At 38.6% G+C, this 16,384-nt stretch carries 16 protein-coding genes; 8 read left to right on the top strand and 8 right to left on the bottom strand.

All coding sequences use genetic code 11. From position 1 onward, the window contains the following. Window positions 1–9: 9 nt before the first annotated feature. From astA to astE, 4 genes are read left to right on the top strand one after another with little or no spacing between them, the layout of a single operon-like run. Window positions 10–1,041, top strand: a complete 1,032-nt coding sequence (gene astA / locus EGT34_RS09410; RefSeq protein ID WP_000973732.1) for an arginine N-succinyltransferase — start codon at window positions 10–12, stop codon at window positions 1,039–1,041. Beyond that, entirely contained in the window at window positions 1,041–2,510 is a 1,470-nt protein-coding gene (astD, locus tag EGT34_RS09405; protein ID WP_000071655.1) for a succinylglutamate-semialdehyde dehydrogenase, read from the top strand. Before astA ends, astD begins: the two co-directional genes overlap by 1 nt. Window positions 2,511–2,527: 17 nt before the next feature. Then, on the top strand, window positions 2,528–3,871 hold the full coding sequence (gene astB, locus EGT34_RS09400) for an N-succinylarginine dihydrolase (RefSeq protein ID WP_000679453.1): 1,344 nt from the start codon (window positions 2,528–2,530) through the stop codon (window positions 3,869–3,871). A gap of 12 nt (window positions 3,872–3,883) precedes the next feature. Continuing rightward, window positions 3,884–4,858 carry a succinylglutamate desuccinylase gene (gene astE, locus EGT34_RS09395; protein WP_001150818.1) on the top strand — a complete coding sequence of 325 codons (975 nt, stop codon included), beginning with the start codon at window positions 3,884–3,886 and terminating at the stop codon, window positions 4,856–4,858. Between the two features lie 63 nt (window positions 4,859–4,921). Here the strand turns inward: astE and EGT34_RS09390 are convergent, their stop codons facing one another. Continuing rightward, a complete protein-coding gene (locus EGT34_RS09390) occupies window positions 4,922–5,683 on the bottom strand; it encodes a hypothetical protein (RefSeq protein WP_000783289.1) in 762 nt (253 codons plus the stop codon). Between the two features lie 593 nt (window positions 5,684–6,276). Between EGT34_RS09390 and EGT34_RS09385 the strand changes: the two genes are divergently transcribed. Both EGT34_RS09385 and EGT34_RS09380 read left to right on the top strand, forming a co-directional pair. Next, the gene (locus EGT34_RS09385; RefSeq protein ID WP_073392686.1) at window positions 6,277–6,585 is read left to right on the top strand and encodes a hypothetical protein; all 309 of its coding nucleotides are present in this window, start codon (window positions 6,277–6,279) and stop codon (window positions 6,583–6,585) included. Window positions 6,586–6,620: 35 nt separating this feature from the next. Then, window positions 6,621–7,976, top strand: coding sequence for a S8 family serine peptidase (locus EGT34_RS09380; RefSeq protein WP_001190935.1), 1,356 nt, complete (start codon window positions 6,621–6,623; stop codon window positions 7,974–7,976). A 99-nt stretch (window positions 7,977–8,075) separates the two neighbouring features. On the opposite strand, the gene EGT34_RS09375 is transcribed toward EGT34_RS09380, so the two are convergent. From EGT34_RS09375 to EGT34_RS09365, 3 genes are all read right to left on the bottom strand, one after another. Next, entirely contained in the window at window positions 8,076–8,507 is a 432-nt protein-coding gene (locus EGT34_RS09375; protein WP_001088069.1) for a hypothetical protein, read from the bottom strand. A 94-nt stretch (window positions 8,508–8,601) separates the two neighbouring features. Continuing rightward, window positions 8,602–9,021, bottom strand: coding sequence for a hypothetical protein (locus EGT34_RS09370; protein ID WP_024437242.1), 420 nt, complete (start codon window positions 9,019–9,021; stop codon window positions 8,602–8,604). A 148-nt stretch (window positions 9,022–9,169) separates the two neighbouring features. Then, entirely contained in the window at window positions 9,170–10,036 is an 867-nt protein-coding gene (locus EGT34_RS09365) for a LysR family transcriptional regulator (protein ID WP_000355649.1), read from the bottom strand. Between the two features lie 108 nt (window positions 10,037–10,144). Here EGT34_RS09365 and EGT34_RS09360 point away from each other — a divergent pair, with 108 nt between their 5' ends. Both EGT34_RS09360 and EGT34_RS09355 read left to right on the top strand, forming a co-directional pair. Continuing rightward, on the top strand, window positions 10,145–11,047 hold the full coding sequence (locus EGT34_RS09360; RefSeq protein ID WP_001018277.1) for a DMT family transporter: 903 nt from the start codon (window positions 10,145–10,147) through the stop codon (window positions 11,045–11,047). Window positions 11,048–11,082: 35 nt separating this feature from the next. Continuing rightward, window positions 11,083–11,367: a YciI family protein gene (locus EGT34_RS09355; RefSeq protein WP_000637637.1), complete on the top strand. Its 285-nt coding sequence runs from the start codon at window positions 11,083–11,085 to the stop codon at window positions 11,365–11,367. A gap of 51 nt (window positions 11,368–11,418) precedes the next feature. On the opposite strand, the gene EGT34_RS09350 is transcribed toward EGT34_RS09355, so the two are convergent. From EGT34_RS09350 to glyQ, 4 genes are read right to left on the bottom strand one after another with little or no spacing between them, the layout of a single operon-like run. Continuing rightward, the gene (locus tag EGT34_RS09350) at window positions 11,419–12,120 is read right to left on the bottom strand and encodes a DUF3226 domain-containing protein (protein ID WP_001015801.1); all 702 of its coding nucleotides are present in this window, start codon (window positions 12,118–12,120) and stop codon (window positions 11,419–11,421) included. Window positions 12,121–12,125: 5 nt separating this feature from the next. Further along, window positions 12,126–13,235, bottom strand: coding sequence for an AAA family ATPase (locus EGT34_RS09345; protein ID WP_000598970.1), 1,110 nt, complete (start codon window positions 13,233–13,235; stop codon window positions 12,126–12,128). Between the two features lie 58 nt (window positions 13,236–13,293). Further along, window positions 13,294–15,363 carry a glycine--tRNA ligase subunit beta gene (gene glyS / locus EGT34_RS09340; protein ID WP_000033893.1) on the bottom strand — a complete coding sequence of 690 codons (2,070 nt, stop codon included), beginning with the start codon at window positions 15,361–15,363 and terminating at the stop codon, window positions 13,294–13,296. Next, on the bottom strand, window positions 15,363–16,340 hold the full coding sequence (gene glyQ, locus EGT34_RS09335) for a glycine--tRNA ligase subunit alpha (RefSeq protein ID WP_000085212.1): 978 nt from the start codon (window positions 16,338–16,340) through the stop codon (window positions 15,363–15,365). Before glyQ ends, glyS begins: the two co-directional genes overlap by 1 nt. Window positions 16,341–16,384 lie beyond the last annotated feature (44 nt).

The raw sequence follows: 16,384 nt of genomic DNA, 5'->3' as shown, positions 1-16,384 counted from the left end.
AAGCTAGCCATGATGATTGTCCGTCATGCCGAGTTTCGAGACCTTGAAGATATTTATAAATTAGCAGGTAAGTCAGGTGTTGGTCTGACTTCCTTGCCACAAAATATGGATACGCTTTCGGCTCGAATTTCACGTACTCGCAATACTTTAAATGGCAATGTTCATAAGAGCGAACAGGGATATTTGTTTGTTCTGGAAGATACCGAAGCTCAACGTGTTATTGGTGTAAGTGCAATTGAGGTTGCTGTAGGTTTAATTGAACCTTGGTACAACTTTCATGTGGGAACACAAGTACACGCTTCAAAAGCATTAAACGTATATAAGTCATTACCGACTTTATTTTTAAGTAATGACAGAACAGGAAGTAGTGAGCTCTGTACATTATTTTTAGATCCGGAACGCCGTGAAAACCAAAACGGTAAATTCTTATCGAAAATCCGTTTTATGTTTATCGCAGCATTTAAGCAATATTTTGAGAAAAAATTAATTGCGGAAATGCGTGGCTACTCTGATGAAAATGGATGTTCACCTTTTTGGGATGCGATTGGGCACCATTTTTTCAATATGGATTTCTCAACTGCAGACTATTTAAGTGGTATTGGCCAAAAAGTTTTTATTGCCGAGCTGATGCCACGTTTTCCAGTCTATGTCGACCTTTTGCCAAAAGATGCGCAAGAAGTGATTGGAAAAATGCATCCACATACTTTGCCTGCTTATCATGTGCTTGAATCAGAAGGTTTACGTTATCAAGGGTATGTCGATATTTTTGATGCGGGTCCAACTATTGAAGCCAATATTGATGAGTTGCGTGCAGTCAAAGAAAGTCAACTCTTAAACGTCAAAATTACCAATGAGGCAACAGTGGGTAAAACACAATACCTTGTTGCCAATGATAATTACCACGACTATCGGGCCATGTTATTGAAGCTTGATCTCGTAGATAACACTTTAAATTTAACGCATGAACAAGCTGAAAAACTCGGTGTACAAGAAGGTCACGCTGTTCGTGTGTTATCACTAAATCCTATGGAAGTATCCTGATGTCAAACTCTTTATTTATAAACGGTGTCTGGTTACAAGGCAGCGGTACAACATTTGTAAAAACAAACCCGGTTGATAACCAAACTGTATGGTCAGGCGCTGAAGCTACGGCTAGTGATGTTGAGAAAGCTTACCAAGCTGCTCGTACAGCATTCCCAGCGTGGGCGCGTTTACCTTTTGCTGAGCGTGTGGCGATTGTAGAAAAGTTTGCAGCTTTGCTTGAAGAAAATAAAAAGCATTTAGCGGAAGTGATTAGCCAAGAAACCAGTAAACCTTTTTGGGAAACATTAACTGAAGTTCAGTCAATGATTGGCAAGGTTGCAATTTCGATTCGTGCTTATCACCAACGTACCGGTGAAAGCTCAACTGAAATGGCAGATGGTGTGGCATCTTTACGTCACCGCCCACATGGCGTACTTGCAGTTTTTGGTCCATATAACTTCCCGGGCCACTTGCCGAACGGACATATTGTTCCTGCGTTACTTGCTGGTAACACAGTTGTATTCAAACCAAGTGAATTAACGCCTTGGACTGCTGAAGAAACTGTAAAACTTTGGCAACAAGCCGGTTTGCCAAATGGTGTAATGAATTTGGTGCAAGGTGGTCGTACCACGGGTGAAGCGCTAGCTGCCTCACATGAAATTGATGGCCTCTTGTTTACTGGAAGTGCAAACACAGGTTATCACCTACACAAACAAATGGCGGGTGCTCCTGAGAAAATTCTTGCGCTTGAAATGGGCGGCAATAATGCATTGATTATCGATGAAATCGAAAATATGGATGCTGTTGTTAACCTCACTATTCAATCTGCATTTGTTTCGGCAGGGCAGCGTTGTACATGTGCGCGCCGTATCTTGGTAAAAAATGGTGTGCAAGGCGATGCATTTATTCAACGTTTTGTTGAGGTTGCTAAAAACTTAAAAGTTGGTCGTTGGAACGATGAGCAACAACCATTTATGGGCGGCGTAATTTCATCGGCTGCTGCAACAAACATGATGAATGCTCAGCAAAAGTTGCTTGAGCTTGGTGCAAAAAGCTTGTTGCCAATGACACGTCCTCAAGAAGACAGCTCATTACTTACTCCAGGCATTATTGACGTAACAGGTGTGGCGGGTATTCCAGATGAAGAATATTTTGGTCCGCTTACCACTATTCAGCGTTATGACAGTTTTGATGAAGCATTAAAAATTGCCAATGCAACTCGTTTTGGCTTGTCGGTTGGTTTGGTTTCTCCAAAACGTGAATTGTTTGATGACTTACTCATTGAAGCGCGTGCCGGAATTGTAAACTGGAACAAACCATTAACAGGAGCATCGAGTGCAGCACCATTTGGTGGTGTAGGAGCTTCAGGTAATCACCGTGCAAGTGCATTTTATGCTGCTGACTACTGTGCTTGGCCAATGGCTTCACTCGAAAGTGAAAGCTTGACGTTGCCAGAAAAATTATCTCCAGGGATTGTGTTGCCTTAACACTAGGGAAAGAAAAAATGAAAGGATATGAAGTAAATTTTGATGGTTTAGTGGGACCAACACATCACTATGCGGGTTTGTCTTTTGGTAATGAAGCATCGACCAAAAACCGTAATAATTTATCTAACCCAAAATTGGCGGCGAAACAAGGCTTATTAAAAATGAAAGCTTTGGCTGACATGGGCATGAAACAAGGAGTACTTGCTCCGCATGAGCGTCCACATGTTCCGATGTTACGCCGTTTAGGTTTTACCGGAGATGACATTAGTGTTGTGGCTCAAGCAATGCGTTATTCACCAGAGCTACTGTCATCTTTAAGCTCAGCTTCTCCAATGTGGACTGCAAATGCTGCGACAGTTTCACCTTCGGCTGATAGCCAAGATGAGCGCGTGCATTTTACAACGGCTAACCTGAACAATAAATTTCACCGTTCAATTGAAGCTGAAACTACAAGCCAAGTTTTACAAGCGATCTTTAAAAATGAACGTCATTTTGTACACCATGAAGCTTTACCGCAAGTGGCTTTGTTCGGTGATGAAGGGGCAGCAAATCACAATCGTTTAGGTGGTGATTATGCTAAACGTGGTGTTCAGGTGTTTGTTTATGGTCAACAACATTTAAATAATGGTTTACCGGGACCAAAACGTTATCCTGCACGTCAGACACGTGAAGCGAGCGAGGCCATTGCACGTTTGCACCGTTTAGATGAAGCACATACCGTTTTTGTTCAGCAAAACCCGGATGTGATTGATCAGGGTGTTTTCCATAATGATGTAATTGCGGTAAGTAACCAGCAGGTTTTATTCCACCATCAACATGCATTTTTAAATCAAGATCAGGCATTTGCCGAAATTCGTCAGAAAATGGCAAGCATCGGTGAAGACTTTATTTCAATTGAAGTGCCTGAAAACCGTGTGACTGTGGACGATGCTGTTGCAACATATTTATTTAATAGTCAGATCCTGACTCGTCCAGATGGTGGAATGACCATTGTTGTGCCAGAAGAGTCTCGCCAAAATGCTGCAGTATGGAGCTATTTGAATGACATGATTCAAATGGGTACACCAATTGATGCAATTCAGGTTTATGACTTGCGTGAAAGTATGCGTAACGGTGGTGGTCCGGCTTGTTTGCGTTTACGTGTAGCATTAAATGAAACCGAATTAAATGCCGTAAATCCAAAAGTTTTCATGAATGATCAATTGTTTATGACGCTTAATCAGTGGGTAGATAAACACTATCGCGATCGTTTAGCACAAGAAGATTTGGCAGATCCGCATTTACTCATGGAAAGCCGAATGGCACTTGATGAACTGACTAAAATTTTAGGTTTAGGTTCGGTTTATCCTTTCCAAAAATAATGAGGAGGTGACATGCAAGATTTTCTAGCATTAACCTTACAAGGTGAGCAACCTGCAACGCGCGAGGGAAAACAAGCAAATTTTTCTTGGCGTTGGTTAGGTGAGGGACTTCTTGAATGTACACCACATGCGCAGTACGACAAAGCTGTCGTACTGTCAGCTGGAGTACATGGGAATGAAACGGCACCAATTGAATTGCTATCTCATCTTTGCACCGATTTATTTGCTGGGCGTTTAAAGCTTGCGGTGAGATTATTGCTTGTATTGGGTAATCCCTATGCGATGCGTCAAGGCAAGCGTTATGTACATGACGATGTAAACCGTATGTTCTGTGGTGGGTATAAAAATCTGCCTGTAACTGAAGAATCTAAGCGTGCTGAGGTTTTAGAGCAGACTGTTGCCACTTTCTTTCAGGAAAGTTCGAGTCAGGCAAAACGTTATCATTATGATTTGCACACAGCAATTCGGGCTTCATTACTGCCAACATTTGCTTTATTTCCATATCAAACGCATGGCTATGATGCTGATTTAACGGCAAGTCTTGAAGCAGCTGATTTGGATGCTTTGGTTTATCATAATGCGGTAGGTAAAACGTTTACCCATTTTACGAGTGAGAATTTTAAGGCGGCGAGTGCAACTTTAGAGTTAGGTAAAGCATTGCCATTTGGACAAAATGACTTGAGTCAATTTGCTTCAATTGATGAAGTCATTCGTAATGTGGTTTCTGAGCAAGCTTTACCAGTGCGTAATAAACCAAAAATTCGTGTGTTTCAGGTATCTGACTCTTTAATAAAAAAAGATGAAGAGTTCCACATGAATTTATCTGCTGAGGCTCCAAACTTTTCAACTTTTACTAAAGGCGAAATCATTGCGACTCAGCCTTCTGGTAACTATGTAGTTGAACAAGATCAGGTCTGGATTTTATTCCCAAACCCGAATGTGAAGATCGGTTTACGTGCAGGCCTGGTTTTAACTGAAACAATCTGAATAGTTAATTTTAGACAAATAAAAAAAGGGCGATGAATCGCCCTTTTTTTATTGCTAACTTAATTAGTTAGTACCGAAAAGACCTTTAATAAAAGATTTCTTTTCGCCTTTTTGTGTAGACGCTTGAGCGCCTGCATTTACGTTTGCATTTGCATTAATACCAGCAACATTAACACCAACGTTTACACCTGTTTGAGCGTTAACTCCATGAGCTGGTTGAGCTGTATTTAATTTTGCTTGAGCATCAGCTTTAGTGTCAGCAACGAATTCTTTTTGCTCAGCTTGATTTTGTGCTACACGAGCTTTAACAGCATCTACACGTGCTTGAGCATCGGCCTGTTTTTCAGCAGTAAATTCTTTTTGGTCAGCTTGTTTTTCTGCTACCTTAGTTTTTACAGCATCAAGATGCGCTTTTGTATCTGCTTTAGCTTCAACTGCTAGGTTTTTAGTGCCAGTTGCAGCCTTAGTCGCTAAATTTTTTGTACCTGTAGCTGCTTCGGTAGCAAAATGTTTAGTACCAGTTACAGCTTCACTTGCTACATGTTTAGTGCCAGTAGCAGCTTTAGAAGAAAGTTCAGTTACTTTACCTGTTGTTTTTTTTGTAGCTTTAACGGTTGTGTCAGCAGCTACGTGACCAGCATGTTTTGCTGTGTTCCCTACAGTATGTGCAGTATTTTTGACTGTATTGGCTACGCCACTAACAAGACCACCTGGTTGTACGTTGACTTGAGCAGATGCACCTGCATTAACGCCCGCACTTTGTGCAAAAATAGAGGCAGAAGCAAGTACACTTGCAGTAACGATAGCTGTTTTCATCATTTTCATTGCGATATCCTTCAAAGAATATACCCTTTTAGTGAGGTATTTCATAAACGCAATCGCATCATAGCTAAGGAAATATGAGCTTGGGAACTCACTTCATCAAAACGTTACAACAGTGTTACATTGAGTAAACAGACTAGGGATAAATTGTGAAGATTAATAAAAATTAATAATAAAGTGAAAAAGAACATTTATTTTTTAGTTATTCTTATTAAGCTGGTCCTATTTTCATCTTACAGCTTTTTAACCTTCGTCTCCTAAATTTTTCTATCGTTGTTCATGTGATACATGCCTATATCTCTAAATGTGATGTGTTTCTCATTATTTATTGGAGGAAACGGCATAATAATTGCTTATTATGAGAATAGAGTGCTTTTTTAGCACTTTTTTGAACCTTATTCTGCCAGAAATATAAACGTAAAGGGCAGAACTGTATTTTTGCTTATTCGAGAAAAGATATTTTAGCTTTTCTCATGTTTATACATTTTACGAAATAGAAATTTCACATGAAATGTAACTCAAGAAATGTCTCTTTATTTCGAATAATCAAAAGTAAATATAGATGTCTATAAACAAAAGAACAGAGATCTTAAATGATGAAAATTATAGCTTCCCTACTTGTAATAGTCGGCTTGATCGCCGTTGTTCTTTATTTTAAACCCACAAGCGGTGCATCTGATGTGTTCAATTCTGCTTTACATGAGACGAATTCACCGCAACCAGATACTTCATCTTCCCTTTCTAAACTTAAGGAGCCTACTCAACTTAAAAACGTATCTTTAAATTCAAACCACTCTCAACCGGTATCAGCAGATGCCGTTCCTTTCTATGACACAAAAAGTGATCCTTCGATTCAACCGATTGATCCAGAAAAAGATCCAGCAAATGAAATAAAAGCGAAATAAGCAAATTGTTAGTTGAAAAACTACGGAGAAAAATAATGCAAAGTAAAACGTTGTTTCTATTAGGTCTATGTACAATTTTCAGTACAACTGCGTCCGCTCTTCCTTTGGACTCCAAAGGGGCCAAACAGCGGTTAAGTCAGGCAGCAAAACAAAAAGTATTCCAAGGTAAAATAGATTTAAATGCCTTGGTTAGTAATGATTCAAACGATTTAATTGTCGAATACAATATTCCTTTATCGAGCGTACCTTCCGGTTTAGAACGGCGAAGTTATATTGCTACAAATAAAAAGAATCTTCAGACAAGGTTTAATCGTGCCGGCGGTGTACAAGTACTTCGGGATTACAATAACCTACCTTTGGCTTTTTATCGGATTAGTAACCGTGAGGCTTTAGTATCTTTATTAAATGATCCGAACGTTAAAGCAGTTTATCCAAACCGTATTAACCGTACTACAACTACTGAAAGTTTGCCTTTGATTAATCAACCACAAGCCAATACCAATGGTTTTACGGGGGAGGGATCTAGTGTTGCTGTGCTGGATACAGGGGTAAATTATCTACATTCAGATTTCGGATGTACCGCTGTGAATACTCCATCAAGTACTTGCCGTGTGGTTTATTCTTTTGATAGTGCACCAGATGATGGCACTTTGGATGATGATGGGCATGGTAGTAACGTTTCCGCTATTGTGTCGAAAGTCGCTACTAAAACTAAAATTATTGGTATTGATGTATTTAGAAAGGTCAGATCGCAAGGTAAGTGGGTAAGCACCGCTTATGATAGTGATATTCTCGCGGGGATTAACTGGGCTGTAAACAATGCACAAACCTATAATATTAAAGCGGTGAATTTGAGCCTTGGTGTGCCGGGAGTCAAATATACCTCTGAGTGTAGCGATAGCAGTTATGGAACAGCATTTGCCAATGCGCGAGCTGCTGGCGTGGTTCCGGTTGTAGCCTCTGGTAATGATGCCTTCCCTGACGGAATTTCATCTCCTGCTTGTGTGGCAGGGGCAGTAAGGGTAGGCGCTGTTTATGATAGTAATATTGGTGGTGTGTCATGGGGTAACCCCGTGAAATGTTCTGACCCTACTACAGCAGCAGATAAGGTAGCCTGCTTTAGTAATGGGGGAAGCCTTGTGACTTTATTGGCGCCGGGTGCAATGATTACCGCAGGTGGCTATACCATGGGCGGTACCTCTCAAGCGACACCACATGTGGCAGGCGCGATTGCTCTATTGAGAGCGAATAGTGTGAGTCCAACTGAAAGTATCGATCAAACCATTAGTCGGTTAAAAGCTACGGGTAAACCTATTACTGACTCAAGAACGGGCTTGGTTTTCCCACGGATTGATTTACTGGCGGCAACCAATGGTTTAACCGTTAACTAAATAGCATATTTATAATTTTTTATTAGGTCCAAAAAATTTAAATGGCTATGGCTCGTTGCAAAAGATAACTTCTGCAACGAGTTTTTTTATGAAAAAGCCTTAATCACACTTTGCTAAGTTGTCTTTACTAAAATTACTTTGAAGTTTTTTGAAATTATTTTGAATTTCGGGATCTTGGATATTAAAAGTGGTAGAGCTTTTGGTTGTCGAATTGGTCGCTTGACTTAATATGCCAGAAGAGTCTGGATATTGTTCTGTAAATGATTGAGCTGAAATCAGACCTTTATTATTAAAAATCCAATGTTCAGTTACTTGTCCACCACCTAAATAACCCGTAAATTCAATCATACAAGCTTGCTTATCGTGTTTAATGAGCTTGGCTACATTGCCTGTGGTGGTTGGATAAGCTTCGATATTGGTATCTTGTTCTAAAACTTGTGCCTGAGGATAAGAAGAAAGAGGTGCGGTAGTTGCACATGCAGTTAATGCTAAGCAGCACAGGGTAGAAAAGAGAAGTTTTTGACTGTTCATAAGGCAGGTTCCTAGCTCTTTGTAGTGGATGTATGTCTTTTTTAAAGTGTGTTTCTTTGGAAGCGCGATATGATCGTGCTACTCTGATTTAATTTTAATTGGCAGTCGTACTAGATTTACTTAGCTCACCTTGTTCGATTGGAATATTTTCACCGTTTCTACTGCTGGTGATATTTTGCTTCGCTTGTTCTATTTTCTGTTCAGTAAATACTTTGGCCGTATCCGCTTTTTGTTGAACAACTTCTGCTTTTTCGGCGGTAAATTCTTTCGTATCTTTCCATTTTTCACTAATTTTATTTGAAGTTTTTTCAGAAGCGCCTTGAATAGAATCTCCTAAATTTTGTATGCCTTTTCCTGTTTTATATAACAGTACGCGGCCTAAGCTTGGATTATCGCCATAAGGCATTATCTTGGAAGTTGCTTCATTCACTTGTTGAGGTTGAGGTGTTTCAGCAAAGAGAGATGATGAAACCAAGATAGAGCTTGTAATACATAAAATTTTTATGGCTTTCATTTTGGATTAATCTCCCCAATGACTATCAAAATATGGATAGCTGATCTTACTGTTAAAAATAAATCTTGTGCAGACATGAGATAAAACCCATACGATTTGATTACGAGAAATCATCATTTGAAGGGAATAGCATCATTACCTAAATGCTTTATAAACAAAACTCAGACTTTATCAATTCTATAAACATGTCTCTCGCTTTATGGTTACTCACATTTTTATGCCAGAAAAAATGATTTTGCATAAAGGCAAGGTATTCAAATTTATAACTTTGAATATGCGCTAAATTTTTATATTGTTCATAAATACTCTTAGGCACTAACGCCACGCCAGAACCCGCACTGACACACCCAATAATGGTGGCATAACTGGTAATACTGGTGATAGGGAGAGAGATATTCTTCAGTTTAAGCCATTCTTCAAGAGCTGCACGGTAAGGACAGCCTTCAGTCCACATAAAAATTTCTTTGCCAATCAGGTCTTCTTGGCAATGAATTTCTCCCAAAGAATGAGATGCAATTAAGACCATGTCTTCTTGATAAATACTGAGTTTATTGAGCATAGGAAACTCAATATTGCCTGCGACAATTGCACCATCAAGTTTGTGCTGAGAAATATCGACTAATAGCTGTTTCCATGTGCCAGTAATAATTTGAATAGAAACCTCTGGAAAACGTTGATGATATTTCGCAAGTAAATTGGGTAGGCGAGTCGTAGCAGAAGATTCAATAGCCCCAATTTTTAATGGACCAGAGGGCGGTGCATCTGGATGAATACTTCGTTTCGCTTCATCGCATAGCGCTAAAATTTTATGGCAATAATCGAGAAAGATTTCTCCTGATGGGGTGAGTTTTAAGCTTTTTCCTTCACGATAAAACAGCGGTGCGCCTAGTTCTTCTTCAAGTTGCTTAATGCGTGCAGTGATATTGGAGGGTACGCAATGTAGTTGTAGTGATGCTTTAGCCATGGTTCCGCATTCAACCACGGTTTGAAACATTTTTAACTGGGTAATATCCATATTTAATCATTCACTTTTAATGAATATTTAACTCAATATAAGTTAATTTTATTCAACTATCTATGCGCATATGATGAAAGAGTTCCATTTCATTAGTGCAGATTTAACATGGCAATTTCTCTTGCTGCCGAAACCCAGCCTCCAGCATTTAAGATTTACTTATGTATTGCTGTAACCGTTTTTTGTTGGGGCTATTCACCTATTGGAGTACATAGTACTTTGCATTCATATACACCGCAGCATATTGCCTTGCTTCGCTTTTTGATTGCATCGTTTTTTTTACTGCTTTTGGTCATGAAAAAAGGCATTCAACCTTTAAATTGGAAAGATGCTCCTGCACTTGCTGTATTAGGGTTTTTTTCTGTAACGCTTCATCATTTGCTTATAAATACAGGGCAGCAATATGTAACCGCGGTCGCATCTAGTATTTTGAGTCAATCTATTCCGCTATTCACTTTTATTATTTCAGCTTTGGTTTTTAAAGAGCATATTCGGTTCAAACAGTGGTTGTGTATTTTGCTAGGGCTTTGTGGTGCCGTGTTGGTGGTCAGTGGAGATCATGGTTTTGGCATGCCGAGTCCTTATAGTTTATTGATTATTCTAGCTGCAATTGCATGGGGGCTTTATTTTAATTTATATAAAAAATTTGCTTTAAATTATGATGCCTTGAGCATGATGTGCTACATCATTTGGTTTGGGACCATTCCTTTACTGTTTTATAGCGCTAATTTAGCCAATGAAGTTTTACATGCTACTTGGAAAGCCAATATGTCGGTTGTCTTATTGGGTATTTTCTCAAGTGCGATGGCGTATGTGCTTTGGGGCTATGTACTTAAAAATATGCCGTTAACGATTGCATCGAATTTTTTGTATTGCTCGCCGATTGTCGCCATGAGTTTGGCGGTTCTTTTCTTAAATGAAAAACCATCAATGATGGTGCTGCTAGGTGGAGTAATTATTGTGGGAAGTTTAGTGTGGATGAATTGGGGGAATCGGCGTACTATCGAATAAGCTATGTCATGCGCTACTTGCTTTAAGAGAATGAGATGATTGTTGTTACCCTCAACTATAAAAAACCATTGACCGAAGTTGACGCTGTACTCAAAGAACATATTGCATTTTTAGATCATTACTATGAGCAAAAGAAATTTCTGGCATCAGGGCGCCGAGAAAATAGAGTAGGTGGGGTAATTTTAGTTCTAAGCTCTTCGATTCAAGAGGCTGAAGAGATTATGAAAAATGATCCGTTTTATATTCATGATGTAGCTGATTATGATTTTATGTGGTTTGAGCCATCGAAAAGTTTAGAAGAAATTAAAGAACTTATTTAACGCAAAAAATAAAGGGATCTATAAAAGATCCCTATAAGTAAACTTTAACTTTTAACCAAAAAACGTAAGAAATTGTCTGAGGTCATTTAACTCTGGTATATCTTTAGAGAAATCAAATTTTTCGGGGTAAAGCGATAAAAATGTATCCCATTGCACATTTTGCTTTGCTTGCTTTCTTTCCTTATGAGATAAGCAATCCATTCTTTTATAAAAATCCATCCATAATTTTCTTAAATCCTTATCCCTCACAATAATTCCTTTAGAGGCAAGACATTGTTTCCAGCCAGTTTCTAGACAATTTGCATGGTGAGAGTTACTAGTATCTGCTATTTCTTTCAAAAGATGTTCGAGTTCCCCTTGACCATTTAAACCACTAAAACAATAAGCTAATTTAAATTCAATATCTTGTTCAGGAATTTCATAAAGCTTAAATTCACTTACTTTTTCTATATCAATAGTTAATTCAAATGCTTCAGAGCAAAGTTCATTTAAAAATTTTATCCTCTCTTCTACTGATGAATCATCTAAATCAATAATGATTCCAATTTTTGTGATTTCTTGTGCTCTTATCAATTCTGAACGAATGTCTTTCAATTTAGTGATTAATTTAGTCCGTTCTAAACCTGCGAGTTCAATCCAGTCTAAACCATCTGTAAAAGTTTCTACATCAGTATTTGATGTACAGAAATTTTTTAAAACATGAGCATATATAGCCTGATCATTAAAACTTTCTACAATAATCTTATGGTTCATAATTGTTACTCACCACGAAAATTTTTTGAATGATTTATTTTATATTCAAGAACTTCAGGTTCAATTATATTACTAATTATTCTATTTTTACGTGTTCTCACAAGTTCTAAATAGCGAAGTTTCGTACCTTCATTTTCTAATGAATATTCATTAAAGCTCTTAATGAATTCAGCACTATGTGTAGTCATAAAGATTTGGATATTTCTTTTAAATGCTAAATTACAAATATGTCTAATAAAGTTAAGTTGTTTAGAGTGATGAATACCATTTTCAACCTCATCAATTAATAGGTATCCCCCTTCATCTACACTAAATAAAGTTAAGATCATATAAAGCGTTGATGTAATAGCATCACCAAAAAGACTAATAGGTAAATATGATACTCGGTCACGGGATAATAAAACTTTATTTTCTACTACTCTAATATCGATAATCGAGTCATCAATAATTTGAATAGTTTCCATTATTTCATTTAAATGTCCCTTATCAACTGAAATATCCAAAAGTTTCGAAAGTTGATTGGGTGTAATTACTTGTTTAGCTGGGCGATATGCTACTTCATTAAATAGATATGTTGGTGTTTCCAACATTGTTAATCTACCTGAATCAGTAAAACTAAAACTTCCCATAAATGAGTTGTTAAGCTCATCATCTGTAATATATAAATCTAATGAATGAATAATATTTTGTTTTTGGGTGAAAAGTTCGAAATCTTTTATAGCCCTTTCTAAACTCTCTTCTTTTGAATTTTTTAATTTTTCATAAAAAGCAACATTATTGAATTGATCATTTTCAGATTTTTTTATTGCTAAACAATATTCATAATTATATCTATCACTTAATGTCTTCAACTTAATCGGTTCTAATTTGTTTGCATTAAAAAATAGATAATCCCAAGTCTTATCAAATGTATTCTTTTTTGTTACGAGTTCATTTCTGTATTTGTTTAATAAAGTTATGGTTTCAAGTTGAGGTGATAATAAAAGTAAAATAGCCTCAAGAAGGGCTGATTTTCCAGAGTTGTTTAAACCGCCAATTAGATTTACGTGCGAGAATTCTTTAAATGTACTTTGGTGAAAACATCTAAAATTTTCAATTGAAATATACTTTATCATAATCTTCTATCAAAAATGGATGCTATACAGCTACTTTAGCATAGCATCCTTGATGAATTTAACCCTGTAACACACTCACATCAGCCACAGCAGTAAACAAATTACGTAACTGAGCCAATAAACGTAAACGGTTTGCTTTCAGGTCAGCATCATCTGCCATTACCATTACACCATCAAAGAATGCATCAATCGGTGCGCGAAGTGCTGCAAGCTTAGAAAGAGCAGCTGTGTAATCTTTTGCTGCAAGTAATGGTTCAACTACAGGTGTAACTGCTTGAAGCTCAGCAAATAATGCTTTTTCAGCATCTTCAACCAAGTTTGCTTCAACTACAGAACCTTCTGGTGCTGCTTCTTTTGCAAGAATATTAGCAACACGTTTATTTGCAGCAGCAAGTGCAGCAGCTTCAGGTAATGTACGGAAGTGGTTAACAGCATTTACGCGCTTGTCAAAATCAAGTGGAGATTTTGGTGCAAGAGCTTGAACTGCTTGAAGGACGTCAACAGCAACGCCTTGGTCTTCATACTTAGCACGGTAACGACCTTCCAAGAATGCAACTGCGTCAGCACGAGTTTTGTCATGGTCTTTAACGATATCGCCATAACCTTGAAGCGCAAGATTCACTAACTCTTCAATCGTTACATCTAATTCATTTTCAATGATTAAACGTAAGATACCAATTGCTGAACGACGAAGTGCAAACGGGTCTTTAGAACCTGTAGGCGCTTGTCCAATACCAAAAATACCAACAAGCGTATCTAAACGGTCAGCAAGGGCAATAGTTGTACCTGTTTTGGTTTTAGGTAAAACATCACCCGCAAATTTTGGTAAGTATTGCTCACCTAAAGCTTCTGAAACTTCAGTGTTTTCACCCTCAATACGTGCGTAGTAAGTACCCGCAATACCTTGAAGCTCTGGGAACTCACCAACAAGCTCAGAGGTTAAGTCACATTTAGCAAGTAATGCAGCTTTTTCAGCATCTGCTGGGTTTGCACCAGTGATTGAAGATAATGCAACTGCAAGTTTTGCAATACGTGTTGATTTGTCCCAAAGCGTACCAAGCTGTGCTTGGAATACCATGTTTGCTAATTTTTCTTTACGAGATGCAAGCGGTTGTTTTTGATCTTGCAAGAAGAAGAACTCAGCATCAGACAAACGAGGGCGAACAACTTTTTCGTTACCTTCAATAATTTGAGTTGGATCTTTAGACTCAATATTTGAAACAGTAATAAAGTAAGGCTGTAATTTACCTTCCACATTGATCAAACAGAAATATTTCTGGTTGTCTTGCATTGTCGTAATAAGAGCTTCTTGAGGAACAGCTAAGTAGCGCTCTTCAAAAGTTGCACGTAAAGCTACAGGCCATTCAACCAGACTTGTTACTTCATCAAGTAAGTCAGCTGGAACAATCGCAGTTGCATTCACTTCATCAGCTAACTTTTTCACTTGTTCTTGAATAGTTGCCTGACGCTTTTCAAAGTTCGCAACAACATACGCTTTTTCTAACGCAGCTAAATAGTCGTTTGCATGCGCTAAAGTCACAGCTTCAGGTGCATGGAAACGGTGACCATAAGTCACATTACCAGCTTTGTGATCTTGAATAGTTGCCTCAATAACTTGGTCATCTTTGAGTAAGACAACCCATTTCACTGGACGTACAAATTCGGTACGGCTTGCAGCAGAACGCATGCGCTTAGCAATTGGTAAATTGTCTAACGCAGTTTGTAAAATCTGTGGAAGTAAAGCATCAAGGCTTTGACCTTTCACATCTTTTAAATAGCAAACTTTTTCAACTTTACCTGCTTGGAATGTAGAAAGCTGATCAACAGTAATGCCTTGACCGCGCATAAAGCCTTCAAGTGCTTTAGTCGGTTTGCCTTCTGCATCGTAAGCTGCTTGAACAGCAGGGCCGTCAAAACGTTTTTGTGTATCCGCTTGAGCAGCATCTACATCTACAATTTTAAGCGCTAAACGACGTGGAGCGGCATAAGCTTCAACAGATGCGAAGTCTAAACCTGCTTCATTTAAGCCTTTTACAGTTTCTGCTTGTAGTGCATCACGTAACGTTTTTAAGCTTTTTGGTGGAAGCTCTTCACAGCCAAGTTCGAATAAAACAGTATGTTTGCTCATTAGTTTTTCTCCGCCTTTGCTGCTTCACTTTCAGCTTGTGCTTTTAGCTGTGCCAATACTTCATCACGTAAGTGTGGTTCTGCCATTGGGAAGCCAAGCTCTGCACGTGCTTGTACATAACTTTGTGCAATAGCGCGCGCCAAAGTACGTACACGTAAAATGTAGCGTTGACGCTCAGTTACAGAAATTGCGCCACGTGCATCAAGCAAGTTAAAGGTATGAGACGCTTTAACGACTTGCTCATAAGCTGGAAGTGGAAGTTTAGCTTCCATTAAACGGTTAGCTTCTGACTCGTAGAAATCAAATAGTTCAAATAGTTTATCAACTGGAGCGTATTCAAAGTTATAAGTCGATTGCTCAACTTCATTTTGATGGAATACGTCGCCGTAAGTCACAGTACCAAATTGGCCTTTGGTCCAAACAAGGTCATAAACCGAGTCTACACCTTGAAGGTACATCGCAAGACGTTCTAAACCGTAAGTGATTTCGCCTGTTACTGGGTAACATTCAACACCACCAACTTGTTGGAAGTAAGTGAACTGAGTTACTTCCATACCGTTAAGCCAAACTTCCCAACCTAAGCCCCAAGCCCCAAGAGTTGGAGATTCCCAGTTGTCTTCTACGAAACGGATATCGTGAGTAAGCGTGTCAATCCCGATTGCTTTTAAAGAATCAAGATAAAGTTGCTGGATGTTGTCTGGGTTTGGCTTAAGTACCACTTGGAACTGGTAGTAGTGTTGCAAACGGTTCGGGTTTTCACCGTAGCGACCATCTTTTGGACGACGTGAAGGTTGAACGTATGCCGCGTTCCAAGTCTCTGGCCCTAAAGCACGTAAGAATGTTGCGGTGTGGAATGTTCCAGCGCCCATTTCCATGTCGTAAGGTTGTAGTACGACGCAGCCTTGTTCGGCCCAATAGTTTTGTAGGGCAAGAATTAAACCCTGAAATGTATCAATGTGCGAGATGGCGCGACTCATGTAGCATCCACGAATTTATGAGAAAAATTGCCCCTAAGTATAAG

Origin of the sequence: Acinetobacter sp. FDAARGOS_558 (genome assembly GCF_003937785.1) — a bacterium.
In the GTDB taxonomy this organism is placed as follows: domain Bacteria; phylum Pseudomonadota; class Gammaproteobacteria; order Pseudomonadales; family Moraxellaceae; genus Acinetobacter; species Acinetobacter baumannii.
Note: the sequence above shows the minus strand (reverse complement) of the source record. Positions and strands in the feature narration are given on the sequence as shown.